Raw genomic sequence first — 23,848 nt, 5'->3', positions numbered from 1 at the left:
CTCAGGCTTCCCGCTGGCTGTCGAGCAGCCGACGCAGGTGTAGCGGGTTGGCATGTTGCAGAGCGCTGGGCAGCAGCGCGTCGGGGAAGCCCTGGTAGCACACCGGACGCAGGAAGCGTAGGATCGCTGCCGAGCCCACCGAGGTGCTGCGGGTATTGGAGGTCGCCGGGAACGGTCCACCATGCACCATCGCGTCGCAGACCTCCACCCCGGTGGGCCAGCCGTTGACCAGGATACGCCCAGCCTTGCGCTCAAGGATCGGCAACAGTGCGCGGGCGGCGTCCAGGTCGGCGTCGTCCATGTGCAGGGTGGCGGTCAGTTGGCCTTCCAGGTGTTCGGTCACTTCACGCATTTGATCATCGCTGGTGCAGACCACCACCAGTGAGGCTGCGCCGAACACTTCGGCGTGCAGCGCCGGGTCGGCGAGAAACGCGTTGGCCTCGGTGAGCAACAACTGCGCTTGGCACTGGTTTGGCCCTTGGGCCGGTAGGCCGCGGGCGGCCAGCTGGGCGTTGCGGTTCTCCGCCAGCGCGGCGATGCCGGCCTGGTAGGCATTGAAGATGCCGGGCGTGAGCATGGTCTGGGCCTGAGCCTGGCGCAGGTGCTCGCTGGCCGTCTCTATGAAGCGCTGCAACGCCGGCCCCTGGCGGGCGATCACCAGGCCCGGGTTGGTGCAAAATTGCCCGGCACCCTGCGTGAGCGAGGCGACGAAGCCCTGAGCCAGTGCTTCGCCACGGTTGTGCAGGGCGGCATCGAACAGCAGCACTGGGTTGATCGATGCCATCTCGGCGTACACCGGGATCGGCTCGGGGCGGGCTTGGGCTGCCTGGCACAGGGCGAGGCCGCCGCTGCGCGAGCCGGTAAAGCCCACGGCCTTGATGCGCGGGTCGCTGACCAGGCCGATGCCCACTGCGCGTCCAGCGCCGTACAGCAGCGAGAACACGCCCTCGGGCAGCCCGCACAGTTGCGCAGCCTTGGCCACGGCGCGGCCGACCAATTCGCCGGTGCCGGGGTGCGCGCTGTGCGCCTTGACCACCACCGGGCAGCCCGCAGCCAGTGCCGAGGCGGTGTCGCCGCCAGCGACCGAGAAGGCCAGCGGGAAGTTGCTGGCGCCGAACACCGCCACCGGGCCCACGGCCACTTGGCGCTGGCGCAGGTCAGGACGTGGCAGGGGCTGGCGCTCGGGCAGGGCGGTGTCGACGCGCACATCCAGCCACTCCCCGGCGCGCACCACCCGTGCGAAGCTGCGCAACTGCGTGCTGGTGCGGCCACGTTCGCCCAGGATACGTGCGCTGGGCAGGCCGGTTTCGGCAACCGCGCGTTCGATCAGTTCATCGCCCAGGGCTTCGATCTGCTCGGCGATGGTTTCAAGAAAGCACGCCCGTTGTTCGAGCGAGGTGTCGCGGTAGGCATCGAACGCTGCCCAAGCCAGGGCACAGGCCTGGACTACTTGCTCGGCGCTGGCGCCGGGGTAGGCGGGTTCGAGTGGCTGGTCGGTGGCCGGGTCGATGGCGTGGATCGGCGCCTCGGTGCCGGGCACGGCGCGTTGGCCAATCAGCAGGTTGCCGGTGAGGGGCATGGAGGTGTCCTTTGCAAATGAATTCGGGATGCCGTCTTTGTAGGAGCGGCACAAGGCCGCTCCTACACGGGGCGTGCGTTGCAGTCGGGTATCAGGCGATGTTCTGCTCGGCCGACCAACTGGCGTACCACTGGCGGAACAGCGCGTATTGCTGTTCGGCATAGTTGCGCTGGGCATCGGTCAGCACGTCGGTCTCGTTGAAGTGCAGGCTGTACTCGGTGTCGCCGTTGAGCACCATCAGGTGCTTGTAGTACAGCACCAGGTCGCAGCCTTCATCGAACGATGACAGCACCGCCAGCGCCGACTCCAGCTCTCGGGCCAGGCGGCGGGCACGGGCATCGCCCTTGGCGGCCTGCTTGCTCAAGCTGACCAGTTGCAGCACTTCGCGCGGCAGTGCGTTGCCGATGCCGGTGATGGCGCCGGTGGCGTTGCAGTTGACGAAACCGTGTACCACTTGCGTGTCCACACCCACCATCAAGGTCACATCGTCATCTTGCGAGGTGATGTGCTCGGCGGCGTAGCGCAGGTCGGCAGCGCCGCCGAATTCCTTGAAGCCGATCAGGTTTGGGTACTCGCGGCGCAATGCGAAGAACAGGTCGGCGCGGGTGGCGAAGCCGTAGTAGGGGCTGTTGTAGATCACCGCCGGCAGCTTCGGTGCGGCGCCCAGGATCGCTGAGAAGTGCTGCTGCTGGGCGCCCAGCGAGGCGCCTCGGGACAGCACGCGGGGGATCACCATCAGGCCGGCAGCGCCGACCTTGGCAGCGTGCGCCGCGTGGGAGACGGCTTCACGGGTATTCACCGCGCCAGTGCCGACGATGGTCGGGATGCCAGCGGCCACCAGGCGCGCGACGCCTTCCTGGCGCTCGGCCTCGCTCAACAGCGGCCAGTCGCCCATCGAGCCGCAATACACCACCGCGCTCATGCCGGCCTCGATCAGTTCGCGGCCCTTGCGTACCAGGGCATCGAAGTCTGGCTTGCGCGCGGCGGTGCACGGGGTCATCAGGGCGGGCATGGTGCCGGTGAAAATGTTGGTGTTCATGGGGTCACTCCTTGCACTGTTCAGTCAGAAAGAACGCCGGGGTCAGATGCCCCAGGCGAAAGGGTCTTGTTCGTCGATCAGCAGGGTGCTGTCGGCGGTCATGTAGGCGCGGCCGGTGATGAACGGGCGAATGCGCTCGCCGAGGCGTTCGAAGCGGCCCTGGAACTGGCTGCCGGTGATACTGGCCTGGGTCCAGACCTGGCCCTCGGCGAGCTTGCCGTCGGCGGCAAGGCACGCGAGTTTGGCGCTGGTACCGGTGCCGCAGGGCGAGCGGTCGTAGGCCTTGCCGGGGCACATCACGAAGTTGCGGCTGTCTGCGTTGGGGTCGTCTGCGAACAGTTCGACATGGTCGATTGGCGCACCGTGCTCGCCGGTGATGCCCTGGGCTGCGAGGGCCTTGAGCAGGGCCCAGGTGTAGTCGGTCAGGGCATCGCGGTTGTCCAGTTCGAGGCGCAGGCCATGCTCACTGACCAGGAAGAACCAGTTGCCGCCCCAGGCAATATCGCCGTGAACGATGCCGTGGCCCGGGACGTCCACCGCTATCTGCTGGCGATAGCGGTAGGCCGGTACGTTGCCGATGGTGATGGCGCCGTCCTCATGCAGGGTGGCACTGACCTGGCCGACCGGGGTGTCGATCTGGTGCTCGCCTGGCTCGATCAGGCCCAGATGGTGCAGCGAGGCAACCAAGCCGATGGTGCCGTGGCCGCACATGTTCAGGTAGCCGGCGTTGTTGAAGAAAATCACCCCGCAGGTGGCACCGGCCGAAACCGGCGGGCAGTAAAGCGCGCCCACCAGAACATCGTTGCCGCGCGGTTCCAGCAGGCAGGCGCGACGCCAGTGGTCGTGTAGCTCGCGCAGCTCGTCGCGTTGTTCGGCCATGCTGCGCCCGGATAGGGCGGGGAAGCCCTTCATCACCAGGCGGGTGGGTTCGCCGCCGGTGTGGGAATCGATGACTCGGATCTGTTTCATGGGATTGTCCGTTGCAGGTTCAAGTGATCCCTAGGGAGCGGGCTTGCCTCGTGTTGAGGGCGGTGACCACTCCGATCAATGCAGTGGGAATATCAGGAAGCCAGTACCGTCGGCCGATGGCTGCTGTGCACCTGCCCGGGCAGTTCGCTCTCGTCATCCTCATCCAGCCGCACCAAATGCGCGGGTACGCCGGTGGCCGCGCCCCAGTAGTAGATGCCCAGGGCGGCGATGGCCACGACCACGGTATCGAGTGGATGGCCGATCACGCCCAGGCCGCCGAAGCTGCCCAGCCAAGACAGCAGGATGGTCACGGCATAGAAGCCGATCAGCCAGGCCGATGCGCGCACCTGTTGGCCCAGCGACAGGTGTTCGGTGGGTACGAAGCGGCGGCACAGCAGGTACAGCACGAACATCACGATCTGCAGGGCCAGCAACCAGGACACGGTATTCCAGCCCGACCAGTAGACGATCAGCGCGGCGATGATGAACGACAGCGGGCCGAGCACGCGCATGCCCTTGACGCGGAACGGCCGGGGCAGGTTGGGGGCACTGCGGCGCAGGGCGGCGACCGAGACCGGGGCCACGGCGTAGCTGAGCACCAGAGCGGCGGAAACCACGTTGATCAGTGCCTCCCAGGACGGGAACGGCAGGGTCCAGAACACCGACAGACCGAAGGTCAGCCACAGCGCAGGGCGCGGGATGCCGGACTGCTCGTCGATGCGGGTGAAGTACTTGAAGAAGGTGCCGGTCTGTGCCCAGCCATAGATCACCCGTGGGGTGGCGTTCATGTAGATGTTGCCGCAGCCGCTGGGCGAGATCACCGCGTCTGCCACCACCAGGTAGGCCAGCCAGGCCACACCCAGGGCCAGGGCGATGTCACGGTAGGGCAGGGCCAGTTCCTTGGAGATTCCGGCCCAGCCATTGGCCAGCATTTCGGTTGGCACGCTGCCGAGGAAGGCTAGCTGCAGCAAGGCATAGATGGCGGTAGACAGCAGCACTGAAAGGATCAGTGCGATGGGGATGGTGCGCTGTGGGTTCTTCACTTCGCTGGCCACCGAGATGATCGGTGTCAGGCCCAGGTAGGCGAAGATGATGCCGCCCGCCGAGACCGCCATTTCGATGCCTGACAGGCCGAATGGGGCGAAACCTTGCACCTCGAAGTTCTCGGGCTTGAAGAAGGTGAACAATACGCCGATTACCAGCAGCGGCACGATGAACTTGAACACGCTGACCAGGTTATTGGCCTTGGCGAAGGTCTTCACGCTGCGGTAGTTGAGGAAGAAGAACAATCCCAGCAGGGCGAACTGCACCAGCCAGCCCAGTACCGTTGGATCGCTTGAACCGGCCTTGGTCAGCCCAGGGAACCAGGCTGCGGCGTATTGGCGCGAGGCGACCACTTCGATGGCAATTAGGCTGGAGAAGGCGATCAGGGTGATGAAGCCCATCAGGTAGCCCAGCAGCGGGCCGTGTGAATACACCGGGTAACGTACTACGCCACCGGCCCGTGGCAGGGCGGCGCCCAGCTCGCAGTAGACGATGCCCAGCAGCAACACGGCGAAGCCGCCAAGGAACCAGGAGAAGATACCGGCGGGGCCGGCGATGGCCGAGACGTGGCTGGCGGCGAACAGCCAGCCGGAGCCGAAGATCGCGCCAAGGCCGATGAAGGTGAGATCCAGCAAGGACAACTGTTTCTTGAATTTGCCTGACATGGTGGCGCCTTTTTGTAGGTTTTTGGATAGGCAGGTCTGATGTCACGATGCGGCGTTGCGGGCCGCGTTCTTGTGGAGGATGAGCGGCTTGCGTGGGACATAGAGTGGACCGATCGCAGGCTCGGTTCTTGATGCTTTTCTGCAGGTGTGATGACGAAATCGGCACAGTTATAGAAAAGTCTGGCGTTCGGCTGTATCTGCTGGATAGGCTGTAAGCCATATCGCGCAAGGGCTATAGAGGTGCGGTGGGTGTGCTGGCGCGTTCGCGGGCAAGCCCGCTCCTACAAGTGCCCGCACAGCCAATCGAGCACTGAAGCAATGACTGACATCGCCCTGGCAACCCTGTACCAGACCCTCGACCAGCACCGCCCGGCGTCCCTCGAGGCGTTGCTCACCGGGGTGGTCTGGCTGTTGCCCATGCTCGACGTGATCGCCAACGCGGCAATCTTCATCAAGGACGATCACGCCCGCTATGTGTTGGCCAATCGCACCTTGGTGCAACGCTGCGGCCTCAAGCAGCTACAACCGCTGCTGGGCAAGACCAGCGCCGAGGTGTTCCCGGCGCGCCTGGGCCCCGGCTATACCGAACAGGACCGCCGTGTGTTGGAGCACGGGCTGGTGCTGGAGGACCAGTTGGAGTTGCACCTGTACGGCAGCCGCGAGCCGGGTTGGTGCCTGACCCACAAGCGACCGCTGTACGACCCGTCGGGCAGGATCATCGGCCTGGTGGGGATTTCGGTCGATTTGCAAACGGCTGCCGACACGCACCCTGCGTATCAGCGCCTGGCGGCGGTGGACGAGCATATCCGCGCGCATTTCCACCAGCCCATCAGCCTGGGCGAGTTGACCCGCATTGCCGGTATTTCGGTGGCGCAGCTGGAGCGCTACTGCAAGCGGGTGTTCCACCTCACCCCGCGGCAGATGATCCACAAGGCGCGGCTCGAACACGCCCACCGGCTATTGCATTCGGACCTGCCGATTACCGAAGTGGCGCTGCGTTGCGGCTACACCGACCACAGCGCGTTCAGTCGGCAGTTCCGCCAGTTGACCGGTTTCACCCCGCGCCAGTACCGCCAGGCGACCGCTCAGGAGCCCTGAAACAGCGCCCGCGCCTCGTCGAAGCACTGCTCTGCGATCGCCGAGCGCGGTTCGCTGCGGCGTAGCAACAGGCCGACCGGGCTGTGGATGCTGGCCTCGTCGATTGGCAGGATGCACATGTGCTCGCTGAGGTCTTCCAGGCCACAGTCCAGCGGCATGATCGCGCAGCACACGCCGGTGTTGATGGCCTGGATCAGCTGGAAGGTCGAGTCGCTTTCCAGTACCGCGTTAGGCTCGATGCCACGGCTGCGAAAGCTCAGGTCCAGCGATTGGCGATAGTGCATGCCCTTGCTCAGCAGGCCCAGGGGAATCTCGCCCAGGTCCTCCCACCGCAGGCTGGTGGCTTCGAAGTCGAAATGCCGGACGTCGTGCAGCAGGCCCATGGTGGTGGTGCCCAGCTCGATCACTTCGAAGAAGCTGGCGTTGACCTGGTCGAGGTAGCAGATCCCCAAGTCCAGCTGGTTGCGGCTCAAGCCATCCATGATCTGTTCGGTGCTATGGGAGCTGAGCTGGAATTGCAACTCCGGGTATTTTTCGCGCAGCGGCAGCAGCAGGTGCATGGGGTTGAAGCTGGCCAGCGGCACCGTACCCAGGCGCAGGCTGCCGACCACCTGGCCACGGCAGCTGGCGGCTTCGGCTTGCAGGCCGTCGTGGGCCGCCAGCAGGGTACGGGCCCAGGCCAGGATGCGCTCGCCGGCCTCGGTGAAACCCTCGAAGCGTTGGCCACGCTTGACCAGGACCAGGTCCAGTTCGTCCTCCAGGTTGCGCAGGCGCATCGACAGCGTGGGCTGGGTGATGTGGCAGAGCGCCGCGGCCTGCCCGAAGTGGCGGGTCTGGTCGAGGGCGATAAGGAACTTGAGTTGCTTGATGTCCATGGGCGGGCCTGGGCGTGCGAGATGTGGTGACCTTAACCAAGAGTGAGGGGCATGACCACAAATGGATGCTGGCGCGGGTTGTGTAGGAGCGCCCTTTCGCGACACAAGGCTGCTCCTACAGGCGATCAACCCGGAACAGGTGATAGGGACTGTCGATCACTTGGTACGCCATATCGATTGGACGCGCGCCGGCCCTGGCCCTAGCGTTGGCCACACTGCCATTCAAGGAGCCTCACCGTGAGCGTCAAACCTGACGCGGTCTTCGTGCCGCTGAATATCGCCGTGCTGACTGTCAGCGACACCCGCACCTTTGAGACCGATACCTCCGGCGAGCTGCTGGCCAGCCGTGCGGTGGGCGTGGGCCACCGCCTGGTGGCGCGGGAACTGCTCAAGGACGACCTTTACAAGATCCGCGCCCAGGTCGCCACGTGGATTGCCGACGAGCAGGTGCAGGTGGTGCTGATCACCGGCGGTACCGGTTTTACCGGGCGCGACAGCACGCCCGAAGCGGTTGACTGCTTGCTGGACAAACGTATCGACGGTTTCGGCGAGCTGTTCCGTGCGCTGTCGATTCTCGATATTGGCACCTCCACCGTGCAGAGCCGGGCCCTGGCTGGCATGGCCAACGGCACCCTGGTGTGCTGCCTGCCGGGCTCCACGGGGGCATGCCGCACGGCGTGGGAGGGGATTCTGGTCGAGCAACTCGATGCCCGGCACCGGCCGTGCAATTTCGTGGCGCATCTCAAACCGATCGGGTTGTGCGAAAGCCGCGGTTGAGGCGCCCGTTCAGCTCAACACATGCTCCACCGGCATCAATGCCGGTGGTAGTGGCTCATGCCCCAAGGCCGACAGCACATCGCGCTCGATGGTGCGCACCAGGGCGTCGGTCGGCAGGTCATTCTCGTCACGCCCGAATGGGTCTTCCAGCTCGTTGCCGATCGCATCCAGCCCAAAGAACGTGTAGCTGACCAGGGTGGTGAACAACGGTGCCAGCCAGCCCAGCGGTTCGGCCAGGGCGAACGGCAAAAGCAGGCAGAAGATGTAGATGGTGCGGTGCAGCAGCAGGGTATAGGGGAACGGTAGCGGGGTGCCTTTGATCCGCTCGCAGGTGGCCTGAACCTGGGACAGGCCGAGCAAGCGCTGCTCCAGCAAGGTGTAGCGCATGTCGCTGATCGCCAGCGCCGCGCAGTCCTTGCCCACTGCCTGCAGGATGCCGTCGCAGACGTTGTGCGGCGTGACCGCCTGGCCTTCGACGAGCCACGGTTGGGCGGCACGCAGTTCATCTTCGTTGCGTAACCGGGCATTCAAGGCATGCGCGAAACCGCACAGGTTGCGTAGCAGTTGCGCGCGTAGCGCATGATCTTCGATCACCACGCTTGCACGTACAAACGAACGCACTTCGATGATCATCTGCCCCCATGCCTTGCGACCCTCCCACCAGCGGTCGTAGCAGGCATTGTTGCGAAAACTCATGAAAATCGACAGCGACAGGCCCAGCAAGGTGAAGGGGGTGGCGCTGACCGGATAGAACAGCGCCGGATAATGCCGTTCGATCAGTACGATTAGCGCGGCCAACAGGGTCACCCCCAGGCAGCGCAGGGCAATGCGTTTGACGATCGAACCCTTGAGGGTGAACAACACGCGCAGCATGTCGGGGCGTGAGTGGACGATCACAGCGGTTCCAGAGGCGGACGATCAGCCGCCGGTCATGTTCATGAAGCGCAGGATTTGCACCTCGCCGCCCACTTCGAAATGGTGGCGATAGGGCTTGAGCTGCATGGCATCACGGATGGCGGCTTCGAGGCGTGCGCTGTCGCCTGGGTGCTGGCGCAGCACCTGCTTGAGGTCCAGCGAATGCTCGTTGCCCAGGCACAACAGCAGGCGGCCTTCGACGGTCAGGCGCACACGGTTGCAGGTGGCGCAGAAGTTATGGCTATGGGGCGAGATGAAACCCACTCGGGTGTTCGGTGCCTCGGCCAGGCGCCAGTAGCGGGCTGGGCCCTGCGAAGACTCTGCGGACTCGATCAGGCTGAAGTGCGCGGCCAGGCGCGCGCGCACCTCGTCGCTGGAGCAGTACGACTCGCTGCGCTGGTGCTCGCTGATCACTCCCAGCGGCATCTCCTCGATGAACGAGATATCCAACTCGCGGTCGATGGCGAAGCGCACCAGGTCGACGATTTCGTCATCGTTGCGGCCCTTGAGCACCACGGCGTTAAGCTTGGTGCGCCGAAAGCCGGCGGCGCGGGCAGCGTCGATGCCGGCGATCACCTGGGTCAGGTCGCCGGTGCGGGTCAGGTTGCGGAAACGCTCAGGGTCCAGGCTGTCCAAGCTGATATTCAGGCGTGCGACACCCGCATCGAACAGGGGGCTTGCCAGGTGGCCGAGCTGCGAGCCATTGCTGGTCAAGCACAGCTCGCGCAGGCCAGGAAGGGCGGCAATGCGTTGGCACAGCCCGACAATTCCCTGGCGCACCAATGGCTCGCCACCGGTCAGGCGGATCTTGCGGGTGCCCAAGGCCACGAAGCGTTCGGCGACCTGGTAGAGCTCTTCGAGGCTGAGGATCTGCTGGCGCGGCAGGAACTGCATGTCTTCGGCCATGCAATAGACGCAGCGAAAGTCGCAGCGGTCGGTAACCGACATCCGCAGGTAGTCGACTTTGCGATTGAATCCGTCGATCAGGGCCGGGAGCTGTTCCACATTGGCGCTCGAAAGAAATAGGGTGGTACGGTCCAAACTATCCCGAGCGCAGGACAGCGTCAAATTGCTTTCCCTGACCGCTTGATCGACCGCCTCTATCATGCCGCAAACCAAGCTAGACAAGGGGGCGCGTGTTGCGCGATGCGCGGGTAAACCGGCTTGCACCGGCTGAACCGTCGTTTCAGGGCGACAACGAGCCGGTGGTCGCCGATTTGGCCACGAATGCCATCGCGCAGTTCAACGCCATGATCGACAGCACCTATCACAGCGTAAGACATTTCGATTGGACGCCCGTGTCGCGCACTCCATAGGCTGGAATAAGCAGCGGGTCAGTGGATCCGCCCCAGCATTATCCTGCCCCGCGAAAGGACCGACCCCATGCACGATGACCCACACATCAGGGACTACAAAGGCCCAGCTGCCGGCTGGGGCGCGCTCAAGAGCGTGACCAAGAGCTGGCTGGGCAGTCAAAACCCCTTCAAGAACCTGCGTGCCATGCTCAAGACCAACCAGAACGGTGGCTTCGACTGCCCTGGTTGCGCGTGGGGGGAGTCGCCTGAAAGCGATACGGTGAAGTTTTGCGAAAACGGCGCCAAGGCGGTCAACTGGGAAGCTACCGGGCGTTCGGTTGAACCCGCATTCTTCGCCCGCTACAGCGTCAGCCAGTTGCTTGAGCAAACCGACTACTGGCTCGAATACCAGGGGCGTCTGACCCACCCGATGCGCTATGACGCGGCGACCGATCATTACGTCGAAACCAGCTGGGATGAAGCGTTCGCGCTGATCGCCCAGCACTTGAACAGCCTCCAGTCACCGGACCAGGCAGAGTTCTACACGTCCGGTCGGGCCAGCAACGAAGCGGCGTTTCTCTACCAACTGTTCGTACGTGCCTTTGGCACCAATAATTTCCCCGACTGCTCGAACATGTGTCACGAAGCCAGCGGCGCAGGCATGTCGGAAACCCTAGGCGTGGGCAAGGGCACCGTGGTGTTCCACGACCTGGAGCTGGCCGACGCGATCTTCGTCATCGGCCAGAACCCGGGCACCAACCACCCACGTATGCTCGAACCGCTGCGTGAGGCGGTCAAGCGCGGCGCCCAGGTCATCTGCTTCAACCCGCTCAAGGAGCGCGGCCTGGAACGTTTCCAGCACCCGCAGCACCCTTTCGAGATGCTCAGCAACGGCTCCGAACCGACCAATACCGCGTATTTTCGCCCGGCCCTGGGGGGTGACATGGCGGCCATGCGCGGCATCGCCAAATGCTTGCTGCAATGGGAGCGAGAGGCGCAGCGCAACGCTGAACCGGCGGTATTCGATCATGCCTTCATCGCCGCGCACACCAGCGGCATCGACGCCTATCTGGAGGCCGTGGACGCGACCTCCTGGGCGCACATCGTCGAGCAATCAGGGTTGAGCAAGGCTGAGATTGAACTGGCGGCACGCATGTACCGCAAGGCCGAGCGGGTGATCATGTGCTGGGCGATGGGCATCACCCAGCACCGTCATTCGGTGCCGACGGTACAGGAAATCGTCAACCTGCAACTGCTGCGCGGCAACGTCGGCAAGCCCGGCGCGGGCTTGTCGCCAGTGCGTGGGCACAGCAACGTGCAGGGCGACCGCACCATGGGGATCGATGAGAAACCCAAGGCTGCGCTGCTCGATGCGCTGGAAAAACGCTTCCAGTTCCAGGTACCGCGTGCCCACGGCCACAATGCGGTGCTGGCGATCAAAGCGATGGAGCAGGGCCGTGCGAAGGTGTTCATCGGACTGGGCGGCAACTTTGCCCAGGCCACCCCGGACACCCCGCGTACCCACGCGGCGCTGCGCAACTGCGCGCTGACCGTGCAGATCTCCACCAAGCTCAACCGCTCGCATCTGGTCACCGGGCGTGATGCGCTGATCCTGCCGTGCCTGGGGCGTACCGAGATCGATATTCAGGCCCAGGGCCCGCAGGGCGTGACGGTGGAGGACACCTTCAGCATGGTGCATATCTCCCATGGCCAGCTCAAACCGCGCTCGCCGCACCTGCGTTCGGAGCCCGCGATCATCGCCGGGATGGCCCAGGCCACCTTGGGCAAGCGCCCCATCGATTGGGCTCACGCCATCGCCGATTATTCGCGTATCCGCAGCATGATCGCCGACGTGATCCCAGGATTCGCCAATTTCAACGAGCGCCTGCAATCGCCTGGCGGCTTCCACCTGGGCAACGCCGCCGCCGAGCGCGAGTTCCGTACCCGCACCGGCAAGGCCTGTTTCAGCCCGCATGCGCTGCCTGAACAACTGGTCAACGCCCAGGTGCTGGCGCGCGGCGACAAGCCGGATCTGATCCTGCAGACCCTGCGCTCCCATGATCAGTACAACACCACCCTGTATGGCCTGGACGACCGCTACCGTGGGGTGTTCGGTCTGCGCGAGGTGGTGTTCGTCAACCCAGCTGACATCCGCCGGCTGGGCTTCGAGCCGGGCGAGCAGGTGGACCTGGTGTCGCTGTGGGAGGATGGTGTGGAGCGGCGCGTGTCAGGGTTTCGCCTGGTGGCCTATGACGTGCCCGAGGGGCAGGCGGCGGCCTACTATCCCGAGACCAACCCGCTGGTGCCGCTGGAGAGCTATGGCGATGGCACCTACACGCCGACTTCGAAGTTCGTGGCGATCAAGCTGCACAAGGCCCAGGCAGGCAACCGTATTGCGGCGGCGGCCGCAGAGTGATCGTTTGATCGCTTCCAGCCCGGATCTCGGCTACGGCACGCATCGCCGGGGCCGCTTTGCGGCCCTTTCGCGGCACAAGGCCGCTCTCATAGAGCTACACATAACTTGTTGATTTAGAAGGAATCTGTGGGAGCGGGCTTGCCCGCGAACACCGGCAAAGCCGGTGCCATCCACCGAGTCGCCTGCTTCGCGGGCAAGTCGGGGCGTCGAACCGCCGCTCCCACAGGGTACGCGGAGCGCTTGCGAAATCAGTTCTCTGCGCGACAGCGCAGCCCAAAGGGCTGGGTGATCTCCTACAGATCCGGCGTTGATTCGGGCATCGCGCAGTCTTGGCACGGTCCCCTGTGTAAGAGCGGCCTTGCGCCGCGAAAGGGCTGCATAGCAGCCCAAGGATCTCAGCCACGGCACACATAAGAGAGTGATGTGGCTTCAGCGACTGACCGGATACGCCGTGGTGTACTTCATCTGCTCCATGGCAAAGCTCGAGGTGATATTGGACAACCCCTCGGTGCTGGTGATGAGCTTCTTGTAAAAACGGTCATAGGCCTTGATGTCGCCGACCACCACCCGCAGCATGTAGTCCCAGTCGCCGGACATCCGGTACACCTCCATGACTTCCTCGAACGCCGTTACGGTGGTGGCGAACTGCGCCAACCACGCGCTGTCATGGCGCTGGGTCTTGAGCTGCACGAACACCGTCAGCCCCAGGCCCAGCCGCTCGGGATCGAGCAGCGTGACGCGGCCACGAATGTAGCCTTCCTCCTCAAGGCGTTTGACGCGCTTCCAGCACGGCGTGGTCGACAGATTGACCGCTTCGGCCAAATCCTTGAGCGACAGCGAGGCGTCGCGCTGAAGCAGGGTGAGGATATGCTGGTCGAAACTGTCCATGGTGCGTTTAGGCTCAATGGGAGAAAAAGTTACCCCAGATTAGCCGCTTATAGTGATAAAGGGGAGCCATGGGGCCTTCGCATCGATAACAATATTCGCGGCAGCGCCAGTGCCCCGCGGATATGCGATAGTGGCGTCTTTTCCACTTCGCCCAAGAGCCCGAGCATGTCCGACAAGCCGCGTAATTTCGCCACCCGCACCATCCACGCCGGCGAGCAGTCCAACGTTGCCGACAACGCCATCTTCCCGGCCATCGTCACCTCCAGCTCCTTTATCAAGCGTGGGTTGGACGACCATCCCGAGTACGCCTACAGCCGCGTCAGCAATCCCACCCGCCACGCCTATGAGACGTGCGTGGCCGAACTGGAAGAAGGGGTCGGCGCGGTGGCGTGCGCCTCGGGCGTGAGCGCGACCGCCACGGTGCTCGAACTGCTCGACAAGGACGCCCATGTAGTGGTGATGAACGGGGTCTACGGTGGTACGTTCCGACTGCTTGAGGACTACCGCGCGCGCACCTCGGGCTTGACCACTACCTACGTCGATCTCAACGACCTCGACGCCGTGGCCGCAGCCATCCGGCCCGAAACGCAATTGATCTGGATCGAATCGCCGACCAACCCGCTGCTGCATCTTGTGGATATCAAGGCGTTATGCGCGCTGGCCCGCGAGCGCGGCATCCTGACCTGCATCGACAACACCTTCTGCTCGCCATGGAATCAACAGCCGATCACCCTCGGCGTGGATCTGGTGATGCATTCGGCGAGCAAGTACATCGGTGGCCACTCCGACCTGACCGGTGGCGTGGTGGTGGCGGCCAACCACGACCTGCTCAAGCGCCTGCGCCGCATCAGTATGGCGGTGGGTGCCATTCAGGGCCCGTTCGATTGCTACCTGGCGTTGCGTGGGCTCAAGACCCTCGATGTGCGCATGGACCGCCAGAGCGCCAATGCCCTGCGCGTGGCGCAATTCCTCGAAGGGCATCCGCAGGTCGAGCAGGTGTTCTATCCGGGCTTGCCGAGCCATCCGCAGCATGCACTGTGCACCCGCCAGATGCGTACCGGCGGGGCGGTGGTGGCGCTGCGTATCAAAGGCGACCGGGCAGCGGTCAACCGGCTGGTGGAGGCGTTGCAGATCTTCGTGCTGGCCGACTCGCTGGGTGGGGTGGAGAGCATGATCAACCACTCCTGGAGCATGTCGCACAACTCTTTGAGCCCGGCGCAGAAGGGCGAGATGGGGATCAGCGAGAATCTGGTGCGCTTGTCGGTGGGGATCGAGGATTACCGCGACCTGATCGAGGACCTGGAAACGGCATTGCAGGCATCGGCTTGAGGGTACGCTGAGCACGGGGCGCGTCCTGCCGGTGTAGCACCGTTGCGACGTGCCCCGCGATGGCCGTGTCAGGCCTTGGGCGGATGGATGATTCGTTCGATCTTATCCTTGAGCAGTAGTCTTTCCTTGCGCAGGCGGTTGACCGCCTCGTCGTTGGTGCCGTTGCCTTCGGCGGCGACGACCTCCTTGTCCTTGGCGTTGTACTCCTTGTGCAGCGAATGGAGTGCCTGGTCCTTATCCATGAGCGCCTGGAATGCGTCAGCGGTAATGTGCAGGTCTGCTAGCAAATCGTGCGGAACTGGCATTTCTTCACCTCTGTCTGGGGTTGGCGAAAGGGCCTGATCTCTGAGAATAGTCGCCCTGCGCGCAGTCGTGGAGTCGATAGCGATGCGTCAGCCCTGGCTGAATGAATGCTGAATGAAAACTGTTTATTCAGTGAAATCCACTGTCGCACCAATTGTTACCAAGTTTTTCACAAAAAATTGATGCTAGGCTTTCTAGAGTTCGGCCAACTTTCCAGGGCCCGTCCGGTCGCCCTGGCCGCTCATGAACTCTAAGTGCGAATGCCAATGTTGAATGTCAAATCCCTGCGGACTGAATGGGTCACGCTGTTGGCCAGCCTTTACCTGTTGATTGGCCTCAACACCTACCTTTGGGGGCACCTGCAAAGCATTCTGCCGCCCGGCATGGTAGGGCTCTGGCTGGGCTTGGCGTTCGTTGTGCTGATGCTGTTCGCCTTCAACCTGATACTGACGTTGTTGGCCTTTCGTTATGTCTTGAAACCGGTATTGATTCTCCTGTTCATGAGTGGGGCAGGGGTGGCTTATTTCATGAATCAATACGGCGTACTGATTGATGCAGGCATGTTCCGCAATGTCGCGGAAACCAATGTTGCGGAAGTACGCGACTTGTTGTCTGTGAAGTTTGTGCTGTATATCGCGCTGCTCGGTGGGCTGCCGTCGCTGCTGGTGTGGAAGGCCAACATCGTCTATCGCCCCTGGCACCGCGATTTGCTCGGCAAGCTGGTGGTCAGCGGCGCGTGCGTGGCGGCGTTAGGTTCGGTGGCATTGATCAACTATCAGGGTTTGTCATCGCTGTTTCGCAATCACCACGAGCTGCGCTTGATGCTCACCCCAAGCAACATCGTCGGCGCTTCCATCGGCTACGTGAACGAGCAGTTCGGCACCGCTGCGCGGCCGTTCCAGACCTATGGTGAAGACGCCCGCCGCGATGCGGCCTGGCAGCACCACACACGTAAATCCCTGACCGTACTGGTGGTGGGGGAAAGTGCCCGTGCGGAGAATTTCGGGCTGCTGGGCTATGCCCGCGACACCACGCCCAAGCTGGCCCGGCAGGCAGGTCTGCTGAGCTTCACCGACGTGCACTCGTGCGGTACCGAGACCGCCGTGTCGGTGCCCTGTATGTTCTCCGGCATGGGCCGCAAGAACTATGACGCCCGGGTGGCCAAGAACCGCGAGGGGCTGCTGGATATCCTCCAGCGTGCTGGCCTTGCCGTGCAGTGGCGCGACAATCAGTCCGGCTGCAAGGGGACCTGCGACCGGGTGCAGTTCATCGACGTGAGCAACCTCAAGGACCCGACCTTGTGTGCGGGCGGTGAGTGCCACGATCAGATCCTGCTGCAGGGGCTGGGCGAGCTGATCGACAACCTCGACAAGGACACCGTGCTGGTGCTGCACCAGATGGGTAGCCATGGCCCGGAATACTTCAAGCGTTATCCGCAAGGGCAGGAGCCGTTCCAGCCGGTGTGCCGCAGCAATGCGCTGAACCAGTGCAGCCGCGAAGAGATCATGAATGGCTATGACAACACCCTGGCCTACACCGATAGCGTTCTTTCGTCGCTGATCGATACCCTGCGCAGCAAGCAGGACAAGGTCGATACCGCGATGATCTACCTCTCCGACCACGGCGAGTCGCTGGGCGAGTACAACCTGTTCCTGCATGGCACCCCGTACGCCATCGCGCCGGATCAGCAAAAGCACGTGCCATTGCTGGCGTGGTTCTCCGACAGTTACCGCCAGGACTTCGGCCTGGATACCGAGTGCATGGCCAAGCTGCGTGATGCACCGTTGTCCCAGGACAACCTGTTCCACTCCATGCTCGGCCTGCTGCAGGTGCGTACGGCGGTCTACCAGCAATCGCTGGACATGTTCGCCAGTTGCCGGCCGTGGCTGGCGGCAGGACGTTGAGCCACCTGCACACGAAGCACGGCGCTGCGCCGTGCATTGTGTGCAGGCTGATTCGATCTTGCACCGGGCAACCGCCCGGCACCACGGATGGCGCGAGGTTTCACCCGCAGGGGCCGCGCCGTATATACTGCGCGCCAATGTTAGTGGGAGAGCCTCGTGGCCATCGAAATTCACTGGATCCGTGACGACCAGACCCTGGCCGAGCACTGTCGACGCTGGCGTGAGCAGCCCTTCGTGGCGCTCGACACCGAGTTCATGCGCGTCGATACCTTCTATCCCAAGGCCGGCCTGGTGCAGATCGGCGTCGGTCGACATGCCTACCTCATCGATCCCTTGCTGATTCGTGACTGGCAGCCCCTGGCAGGGCTTCTGGAGGACAGCGCGGTGGTCAAGGTGCTGCACGCGTGCAGCGAAGACCTCGAAGTCCTGCTGCGCCTGACCGGCAAGCTGCCGCAGCCGCTGTTCGACACGCAACTGGCGGCTGGCTACCTCAACATCGGCTTTTCCATGGGCTATTCGCGCCTGGTGCAGGACGTGCTGGGGCTTGACCTGCCCAAGGGCGAGACCCGCTCTGACTGGTTGCAGCGGCCGTTGTCCGAGACGCAGGTCAGCTACGCTGCCGAAGACGCGGTGCACCTGGCTGAGTTGTTCGACGCCCTGCGCCCGCGCCTGAGCGACGACAAGTACGCCTGGGTGCTTGAGGATGGCGCGGAGCTGGTGGCCGCCATGCGCCGCGAAGTCGACCCGCAAACGCTGTATCGCGAGGTGAAGCTGGCCTGGAAACTGTCGCGCCAGCAACTGGCCGTGTTGCGCGAGCTGTGTATCTGGCGCGAAGGCGAAGCCCGTCGGCGTGATGTGCCGCGCAGTCGCATTCTCAAAGAGCACGCGCTGTGGCCGATGGCCAAGACCCAACCGGACAACCTCTCGGCGCTGGCGAAAATCGAGGACATGCACCCGCGTACCATCCGCCAGGACGGTCAGTTCCTCCTTGACCTGATCAAGCGCGCTGCGGCCCTGCCGCCAGATCAATGGCCACCGGCGCAGCCCGAGCCACTGCCGATCGAAGCCGCCGGCATTCTCAAGCGTTTGCGCGCCATCGGTCAGGCCGAAGGCGAGCGCTTGCAGATCGCCCCGGAGTTGATGCTGCGCAAGAAGACCCTGGAAGCGCTGCTCAAGAGCGGCTACCCCAATGGCCCCTATCAATTGCCCGATTCGCTGCGCGGCTGGCGTCGCGAGCGTATGGGCCAGGCCCTGCTGGATGATCTGGCGGGTGCTGGAGACAACGCATGAAACGTATCTGCTCGATCTACAAGAGCCCGCGCAAGCACGAAATGTACCTCTACGTACTCAAGGCCGATGGCCTGGAGCGCGTACCGGAAGGTCTGTTGCCGTTTTTCGGCACCCCGATGCACGCATTCGATCTGGTGTTGAGCCCCGAGCGCAAGCTGGCCCGTGAGGACATCGCCAAGGTCCTGGAGAACCTCGACAACCAGGGCTACCACTTGCAGATGCCGCCGCCCGAAGACGACTACATCGAGCACCTGCCCGAAGAGCTGCTGCGGCGCAACGATCCGGCCTGAGTCGGACACTGCGCAGCGCATTCCAGCGGCCCGCCACGCGGGCCGTTTTCGTTGTCTGTCAAGGTTGTGTTTCACATGCGTGTTCTGATCGCTGAAAAGGATCATGCCCTCTACGCTCGCCTGCTCGGCGAAGCGGCACCGGACCTGGAAGTCCTGACCAGCGGCGATTCCGCTGCGCTGGCGCGTTTTGCCCCCGATTGCCCGGTGTGGTTGGGCCAGCCGGACCTATTGGCCAGCCTGTTGCGTCAAGGCCACACCCCGCAATGGATGCAGTCGACCTGGGCGGGCATCACCCCGCTGCTGGCTGCAGGTTTGCCCCGTGACTACCGTTTGACCCGTGCCGTGGGCATTTTCGGGCAGGTCATGGCCGAGTACATGCTCACCTACATGCTGGGGCACGAGCGCGATGTCCTGTCGCGCCTGGTCAGCCAGGTGGAGCGGCGCTGGGACGCGCGCCCTGGGCGCACGCTGGAAGGTCGGCGGGTGCTGATCGTCGGCACCGGCGATATCGGCCAGCGGGTCGCCGAGTTCCTGCTGCCGTTCGGGGTGACGCTGTACGGCGTGGCCAATAGCGCCCGTGAGCAGGCACCGTTCGTCGAAGTGGCTGGGCTTGAAGCATTGCCGCGTCTAGTCGCACAGGTGGACTACGTGCTCAACCTGCTGCCCGACACGCCAGCCACGCATGATGTGTACAACGCGGCGTTGTTCCAGCGCTTCTTGCCCACGGCATTGTTCATCAACGCCGGGCGCGGCGCGGCGGTGGTCGATGCCGACCTGGTCGAGGCGCTCAAGCAGGGGCACCTGGCGGGCGCGGTGATCGATGTGTGTCGGCAGGAGCCGCTGCCCCAGCGGCATCCGTTCTGGACGGCCTGGGGCTTGCTGCTGACTGGGCACAGCTCGGCACCCACATCGCCTGCGGCGATGGTGCGTTTGTTCGTCGAGAATGTGCAGGCGTATGCAGCAGGGCAAGGTTTGCGAGGCGAGGTGGATTTCGCCCGGGGGTACTAGGCGCAAGCTGCGAGCTACAAGCTGCGAGCTCACACGAACTCGCTTCTTCTTGCCGCTTGCAGCTTACAGCTCACCGCTTTTTAGAGACTGAAGTCACCCTCGGCCGCCAGCTCGCTCAGGGGCCGGCGCGGGCTGGGTACTTCGCGCGATTGCAGGGCTTCGGCCAGGGTCGCCTTGTCGCCCAGCTTGCCGATCGCCACCATCGCATGCAGCGCGTAGCCTTCGGGGATCTTCAGCTCGCTGCGCGCCAGTTCCTGGTCAAAGCCGGCCATGCCGTGGGTGTGCCAGCCGCTGATGCTCGCCTGCAAGGCCAGGTGGCCCCAGGCGGAGCCTGTGTCGAAGGTGTGCCACAGGGCGGGTTTTTCTTCCTCGGAGCCGGGCGCGGCGAAGGTGGTCTTGGAGATCACCAGCACCAGCGCCGAGGCGTGCTGCGCCCAGCTGCGGTTGAACTCGTTGAGAATCGCCAGGTAGCGCTCCCAGCTTGGCGTGTCACGGCGGGCATAGAGGAAACGCCATGGCTGCGAGTTGTAGGCCGACGGCGCCCAGCGCGCAGCTTCGAGGAAGCTCAGCAGGGTGTCCTGGCTGATCGGCTCGCCGGTGAAGGCCCGGGGCGACCAGCGATTGATGAACTGCTCGTTGATGGCGTAGTCGGCAATGCGAGGGTTGGCGCTCATGGGGGCTCCTGCGAAGGGATGGATAAGGACCGCACGCTACTGCGTCCGACGGGCACTGACAAGCGGTCTGGTATTGCTGCCAGACAGTCTCTAGACTGGCGCCGCCATGGCGCCAGCTACTCGTCTCAAGCTGCAAGCCACAAGAAAAAAGCCGAACTCGTCGCACTCGCTTGAAGCTTATGGCTTGAAGCGTGTAGCAGACCCTCGCAGGAAACCGTGTGATGATCGCCGACACCGCGCCGTTCTGGCGGCGCAAGACCCTCGATGAACTCGACAATAAAGAGTGGGAATCGCTGTGCGACGGCTGTGGCTTGTGCTGCTTGCAGAAGCTCGAGGACGAAGAGGACAACGCCGTCTATTACACCAGCATCGCCTGCAAGCTGCTTGACCTGCACAGCTGTCAATGCAGCGACTACCCCAACCGTTTCGCCCACGTGCCCGACTGCATTCAGCTGACGCCCGGCAAGGCGGACCAGTTCAAATGGCTGCCGCCGACCTGCGGCTACCGCCTGGTCAGCGAAGGCAAGGACTTGCCGGCCTGGCACCACTTGGTCAGCGGCGATCGCACTCAGGTGCACGAGCAGCGTATTTCCCGCGCCGGGCGCATGCTTAGCGAAAACGATGTAGACGAAGACGACTGGGAAGATCACCTGATCTTCCGTGCCGGCTGAACATTCTCGCCCCTGGGGAACAAGGAGTTGTGTAATGCGTCGCCTGCTGTTGATAGTTGCCTGCCTGCTGGCCAGTTCACAGGTGTTGGCCAAGAAAGTCGACCTGGATTATCAAGTGCGTCTGCTGCCGCAGAGCGGCCAGGCCGAGGTGCGCCTGACCCTGGCCGACGGCAGTGTGGTGCGCAGCCTGGACTTCGACCTTGGCAAGGGCGGTGCCTACAGCGACTTTCTCGCCGATGGCCAATGGCAGGCGCAAAACGGCCGTGGCGTGTGGCGTCCGGCGCCTGGCAAGACCAGCCTGAGCTATCGCGTTCTGCTCGACCAACAGCCCCGTAGCACTACCCACGAGACCCGCATCACGCCCCACTGGGCGTTGTTCCGCGGCGAGCAACTGGTTCCACCGGCCCGCCTCGATCAACAGGACGGCACCGAACTGGTGGCGCGCCTGGCCTTCGACTTGCCCAAGGGCTGGAAGAGTGTCGAGACCGCTTGGCCGCGCATCAGCCGGCAGAAGTTTCGCATCGACGATGTCTCGCGCCTGTTCGACCGCCCCACCGGCTGGATGCTCGCTGGCAACCTCGGCAGCCGTCGCGCGCGCCTGGGCGAGACCGAAGTCACCGTGGCCGCGCCGCAAGGGCAGGGCATGCGGCGCATGGACACTCTCACCCTGCTGACCTTCATCTGGCCGCAGTTGCAAGCGGTGTTCCCGCGCAATCCGAACAAGCTGCTGGTGGTCGGAGCGCGTGACGAGATGTGGCGCGGCGCGCTGCCTGGCTACAACACGCTGTACCTGCACAGCACCAGCCCGTTGATCAGTGAAAGCGGCAACAGCCCGTTGCTGCGCGAGTTGGTGCAGCTGTTCGCGCAGATAAACGACCGCGACGCCAGCGACTGGTTGGGTGAAAGCTTCACCGATTATTACGCCACCGAACTGCTGCGTCGTGCTGGTGGCCTGAGCGATGACCGATATGCCACGTTGCAGGCCCGGTTGCACAAGCGTGCGGCCAAGGTCAGCCACCTCAACGGCGACAAGGCCGACGCCGCCCAAGTGGCTCGCGGCGTACTATTGTTGCAGGCCCTGGACCGCGAGATCCGTCTGCACAACCACGACAAGCGCTCCCTCGACGACGTGGCCCGTGCGCTGATGCGACTGTCCAGCGTCAACACCGAGGAGTTCGTGCAGATCAGCGAGAACGTGCTCGGACGCCCGTCGGAGGTGTTGCAGAGCAAGGTGCTGCGCTGAGCAAACCCCGCGAGGGTGGGCTCACGGGCCCGTCAACGGATCCTTGCCGGTCACCGTCACTGCGCGCGCCGCAGCCTCGGCACTGGCCTTGAGCGCTTGCAACTCGGCGGCCCCTCGCTTGATATCGCTGTGCAAGCGCTGATACTCGGCGCGCTGATGCAGCCACCAGGCTTTGGTCGAACAGTGTCCGCTGACGCCACGGGCCAGGGCCAGGCCGCCGACCGCGACTTGCAACATGCCAAGCAGGCCGCCGTGACGCAGGCCTTTGCTGATCATCAGTGCGCCACCGGCCAGGGAGCTGAGGCGCTCCAGGCCGTGCACGTTGTTTTCGCGGGTGTCCGGTAGGGGGTGGATATCGCGCATTGCAAGGTCTCCTGTAAGCATGGGGTATGCAGCTGACCCCGTGAGCGCGATGCCTGTTCAATCGCGCTGCTCGCTGGTGGCCGTATGCAGGCGTGTCCCACGCTTCGGTGCCTGTGCAGCCTGACTGAACGAGGCCTCTAGGCGCTCTCGCGCTTGACTGTCTTCACGCAGCCAAAGCGCTTCTCGCGCGATGGGCTGTAGCCGAAGAACGACGCATAGCACTTGCTGAAGTGGCTGGCCGAGACGAACCCGCAGGCCACCGCCACATCCAGGATCGGTAGTTCGGAATACTGCAGCAGGCGCCGGCTCTCGGTGATACGCAGCTCCAGGTAGTAGCGCACTGGGGTAGTGCCCAACTGATGCTGGAACAATCGCCCGATCTGGCGTTTCGAGCGGCCGACATAGTTGGCCAGTTGGTCCTGGCTCAGAGGTTCTTCCAAGTTGGCGTTCATCAAGTTGATCGCCTCGCGCAGCGGCTCGCTGATATTGGCTTGCGCCGCTGCCGTGGTGCGTTTGTAGCGTGACGCCTCGAAGGCCAGGATCGCCTCGATGCCTTCGGCCAGTGCCCTGCCGCGCAGGCGCCGGAGCCATTCGAGCAGCATGCTGAACGCCCCTCCAGGGCTGGCGGCGCTGAGGCGGTCGCCGTCGACCGCGTAGCTATCGGTGCAGACCTGGCTGTGCCGGGCGATTTCGGCCACCGCGCCGCGGTGCTCGGGGTGCACGGCGCAGCGGTGGCCTTCGAGCAGCCCGGCCTGGCCGAGGAACCACGCGCCATTCCATAACCCGGCCAGCGCTACGCCCTTGCGCGCCAGCGCCTGGAGCAGGCTGGTCAGCTCCGGGGTGGCGCTGAGCGCAGTGCGTAATCCACCACAGACCACGAACAGTTCCAGCGGCTGCTCCAGGCTCTGCGCCATAGCGGCGGCGGGGCAGATGACGATGCCCAGATCGCTCGCGACCGATGCGCCGTCGAGGGTGAAGGTTGTACTACTGCAAACGTTGGGCTGGATCAGGTTGGCGGTGACCAGGGTGTCCAGCGCCTGTGTGAAGGCCGGCAGGGAAAAGTGTTCCAACAGCAGAAAGCCCACGCGGGCCGGTTGGTCGGTGGACTGTGCTGGATGGCTGGTGAAGCGCGAGTTATGCCCTTGCAGGGCGTTGCTGAAATGTCGAGTCGGGCGCAACGGGTGTTTCTCTTGCTGGCAGGTTGGAAAACGGC

The 23,848-nt window shown here is 63.9% G+C and carries 23 protein-coding genes; 11 read left to right on the top strand and 12 right to left on the bottom strand.

All coding sequences use genetic code 11. The features are described from left to right. Position 1: 1 nt before the first annotated feature. The 4 genes from ACNFIC_RS04765 to ACNFIC_RS04750 form a co-directional block, all read right to left on the bottom strand. Entirely contained in the window at positions 2 to 1,579 is a 1,578-nt protein-coding gene (locus tag ACNFIC_RS04765) for an aldehyde dehydrogenase (NADP(+)) (protein WP_138218408.1), read from the bottom strand. A gap of 91 nt (positions 1,580 to 1,670) precedes the next feature. Then, entirely contained in the window at positions 1,671 to 2,618 is a 948-nt protein-coding gene (locus ACNFIC_RS04760) for a dihydrodipicolinate synthase family protein (protein ID WP_138218407.1), read from the bottom strand. A 42-nt stretch (positions 2,619 to 2,660) separates the two neighbouring features. Continuing rightward, complete coding sequence (locus tag ACNFIC_RS04755; RefSeq protein ID WP_138218406.1) at positions 2,661 to 3,587, bottom strand: 4-hydroxyproline epimerase; 927 nt, start codon at positions 3,585 to 3,587, stop codon at positions 2,661 to 2,663. Between the two features lie 92 nt (positions 3,588 to 3,679). Further along, on the bottom strand, positions 3,680 to 5,296 hold the full coding sequence (locus ACNFIC_RS04750) for an APC family permease (protein WP_416780130.1): 1,617 nt from the start codon (positions 5,294 to 5,296) through the stop codon (positions 3,680 to 3,682). A 318-nt stretch (positions 5,297 to 5,614) separates the two neighbouring features. Here ACNFIC_RS04750 and ACNFIC_RS04745 point away from each other — a divergent pair, with 318 nt between their 5' ends. Next, the gene (locus tag ACNFIC_RS04745) at positions 5,615 to 6,394 is read left to right on the top strand and encodes a helix-turn-helix domain-containing protein (RefSeq protein ID WP_416780128.1); all 780 of its coding nucleotides are present in this window, start codon (positions 5,615 to 5,617) and stop codon (positions 6,392 to 6,394) included. Here the strand turns inward: ACNFIC_RS04745 and ACNFIC_RS04740 are convergent. Continuing rightward, positions 6,382 to 7,269, bottom strand: a complete 888-nt coding sequence (locus ACNFIC_RS04740) for a LysR family transcriptional regulator (protein WP_138218403.1) — start codon at positions 7,267 to 7,269, stop codon at positions 6,382 to 6,384. The two genes, ACNFIC_RS04745 and ACNFIC_RS04740, sit on opposite strands and share 13 nt — an antisense overlap. A 237-nt stretch (positions 7,270 to 7,506) precedes the next feature. Here ACNFIC_RS04740 and moaB point away from each other — a divergent pair, with 237 nt between their 5' ends. Beyond that, positions 7,507 to 8,046 carry a molybdenum cofactor biosynthesis protein B gene (gene moaB / locus ACNFIC_RS04735; protein ID WP_138218402.1) on the top strand — a complete coding sequence of 180 codons (540 nt, stop codon included), beginning with the start codon at positions 7,507 to 7,509 and terminating at the stop codon, positions 8,044 to 8,046. Between the two features lie 9 nt (positions 8,047 to 8,055). On the opposite strand, the gene ACNFIC_RS04730 is transcribed toward moaB, so the two are convergent. Together ACNFIC_RS04730 and moaA are read right to left on the bottom strand one after the other, a co-directional pair. Next, positions 8,056 to 8,943, bottom strand: coding sequence for a bestrophin family protein (locus ACNFIC_RS04730; protein ID WP_276610521.1), 888 nt, complete (start codon positions 8,941 to 8,943; stop codon positions 8,056 to 8,058). 21 nt (positions 8,944 to 8,964) lie between these two features. Further along, a complete protein-coding gene (gene moaA / locus ACNFIC_RS04725; protein WP_138218401.1) occupies positions 8,965 to 9,966 on the bottom strand; it encodes a GTP 3',8-cyclase MoaA in 1,002 nt (333 codons plus the stop codon). Between the two features lie 131 nt (positions 9,967 to 10,097). On the opposite strand from moaA, the gene ACNFIC_RS04720 reads away from it, so the two are divergent. Both ACNFIC_RS04720 and ACNFIC_RS04715 read left to right on the top strand, forming a co-directional pair. Beyond that, a complete protein-coding gene (locus tag ACNFIC_RS04720) occupies positions 10,098 to 10,277 on the top strand; it encodes a hypothetical protein (RefSeq protein ID WP_138218400.1) in 180 nt (59 codons plus the stop codon). Positions 10,278 to 10,344: 67 nt separating this feature from the next. Next, the gene (locus ACNFIC_RS04715; protein ID WP_416780124.1) at positions 10,345 to 12,672 is read left to right on the top strand and encodes an FdhF/YdeP family oxidoreductase; all 2,328 of its coding nucleotides are present in this window, start codon (positions 10,345 to 10,347) and stop codon (positions 12,670 to 12,672) included. A 429-nt stretch (positions 12,673 to 13,101) separates the two neighbouring features. Here the strand turns inward: ACNFIC_RS04715 and ACNFIC_RS04710 are convergent, their stop codons facing one another. Next, a complete protein-coding gene (locus ACNFIC_RS04710; protein ID WP_138218398.1) occupies positions 13,102 to 13,560 on the bottom strand; it encodes an Lrp/AsnC family transcriptional regulator in 459 nt (152 codons plus the stop codon). A 165-nt stretch (positions 13,561 to 13,725) separates the two neighbouring features. On the opposite strand from ACNFIC_RS04710, the gene ACNFIC_RS04705 reads away from it, so the two are divergent. Beyond that, complete coding sequence (locus tag ACNFIC_RS04705; RefSeq protein ID WP_416780123.1) at positions 13,726 to 14,889, top strand: trans-sulfuration enzyme family protein; 1,164 nt, start codon at positions 13,726 to 13,728, stop codon at positions 14,887 to 14,889. 68 nt (positions 14,890 to 14,957) lie between these two features. On the opposite strand, the gene ACNFIC_RS04700 is transcribed toward ACNFIC_RS04705, so the two are convergent. Further along, the gene (locus tag ACNFIC_RS04700; RefSeq protein WP_138218396.1) at positions 14,958 to 15,194 is read right to left on the bottom strand and encodes a YdcH family protein; all 237 of its coding nucleotides are present in this window, start codon (positions 15,192 to 15,194) and stop codon (positions 14,958 to 14,960) included. A gap of 264 nt (positions 15,195 to 15,458) precedes the next feature. Here ACNFIC_RS04700 and ACNFIC_RS04695 point away from each other — a divergent pair, with 264 nt between their 5' ends. The 4 genes from ACNFIC_RS04695 to ACNFIC_RS04680 all read left to right on the top strand — a co-directional run bounded on the left by ACNFIC_RS04695 (position 15,459) and on the right by ACNFIC_RS04680 (position 19,684). Continuing rightward, positions 15,459 to 17,096: a phosphoethanolamine transferase gene (locus tag ACNFIC_RS04695; RefSeq protein ID WP_138219106.1), complete on the top strand. Its 1,638-nt coding sequence runs from the start codon at positions 15,459 to 15,461 to the stop codon at positions 17,094 to 17,096. A 156-nt stretch (positions 17,097 to 17,252) separates the two neighbouring features. Next, positions 17,253 to 18,386 (top strand): ribonuclease D, encoded by a 1,134-nt coding sequence (gene rnd / locus ACNFIC_RS04690; protein ID WP_416780121.1) that lies wholly within the window; start codon positions 17,253 to 17,255, stop codon positions 18,384 to 18,386. Next, positions 18,383 to 18,676, top strand: coding sequence for a YcgL domain-containing protein (locus ACNFIC_RS04685; RefSeq protein ID WP_138218394.1), 294 nt, complete (start codon positions 18,383 to 18,385; stop codon positions 18,674 to 18,676). Before rnd ends, ACNFIC_RS04685 begins: the two co-directional genes overlap by 4 nt. A gap of 75 nt (positions 18,677 to 18,751) precedes the next feature. Then, a complete protein-coding gene (locus ACNFIC_RS04680) occupies positions 18,752 to 19,684 on the top strand; it encodes a D-2-hydroxyacid dehydrogenase (RefSeq protein WP_138218393.1) in 933 nt (310 codons plus the stop codon). Between the two features lie 80 nt (positions 19,685 to 19,764). Here ACNFIC_RS04680 and ACNFIC_RS04675 read toward each other — a convergent pair whose 3' ends face one another. Beyond that, positions 19,765 to 20,358, bottom strand: a complete 594-nt coding sequence (locus tag ACNFIC_RS04675) for a nitroreductase family protein (RefSeq protein WP_138218392.1) — start codon at positions 20,356 to 20,358, stop codon at positions 19,765 to 19,767. Positions 20,359 to 20,579: 221 nt separating this feature from the next. On the opposite strand from ACNFIC_RS04675, the gene ACNFIC_RS04670 reads away from it, so the two are divergent. Together ACNFIC_RS04670 and ACNFIC_RS04665 are read left to right on the top strand one after the other, a co-directional pair. After that, on the top strand, positions 20,580 to 21,029 hold the full coding sequence (locus ACNFIC_RS04670) for a YcgN family cysteine cluster protein (RefSeq protein ID WP_138218391.1): 450 nt from the start codon (positions 20,580 to 20,582) through the stop codon (positions 21,027 to 21,029). A gap of 34 nt (positions 21,030 to 21,063) precedes the next feature. Beyond that, the gene (locus ACNFIC_RS04665; protein WP_416780118.1) at positions 21,064 to 22,272 is read left to right on the top strand and encodes a hypothetical protein; all 1,209 of its coding nucleotides are present in this window, start codon (positions 21,064 to 21,066) and stop codon (positions 22,270 to 22,272) included. Between the two features lie 21 nt (positions 22,273 to 22,293). On the opposite strand, the gene ACNFIC_RS04660 is transcribed toward ACNFIC_RS04665, so the two are convergent. After that, the gene (locus tag ACNFIC_RS04660; protein WP_138218389.1) at positions 22,294 to 22,635 is read right to left on the bottom strand and encodes a DUF2892 domain-containing protein; all 342 of its coding nucleotides are present in this window, start codon (positions 22,633 to 22,635) and stop codon (positions 22,294 to 22,296) included. Positions 22,636 to 22,772: 137 nt separating this feature from the next. Next, a complete protein-coding gene (locus ACNFIC_RS04655; RefSeq protein ID WP_138218388.1) occupies positions 22,773 to 23,813 on the bottom strand; it encodes a GlxA family transcriptional regulator in 1,041 nt (346 codons plus the stop codon). Positions 23,814 to 23,848: the final 35 nt, after the last annotated feature.

The organism is Pseudomonas sp. NY15463, from assembly GCF_048068415.1.
Lineage (GTDB): Bacteria > Pseudomonadota > Gammaproteobacteria > Pseudomonadales > Pseudomonadaceae > Aquipseudomonas > Aquipseudomonas mosselii_C.
This window is presented reverse-complemented; position numbering and strand designations above follow the sequence as displayed.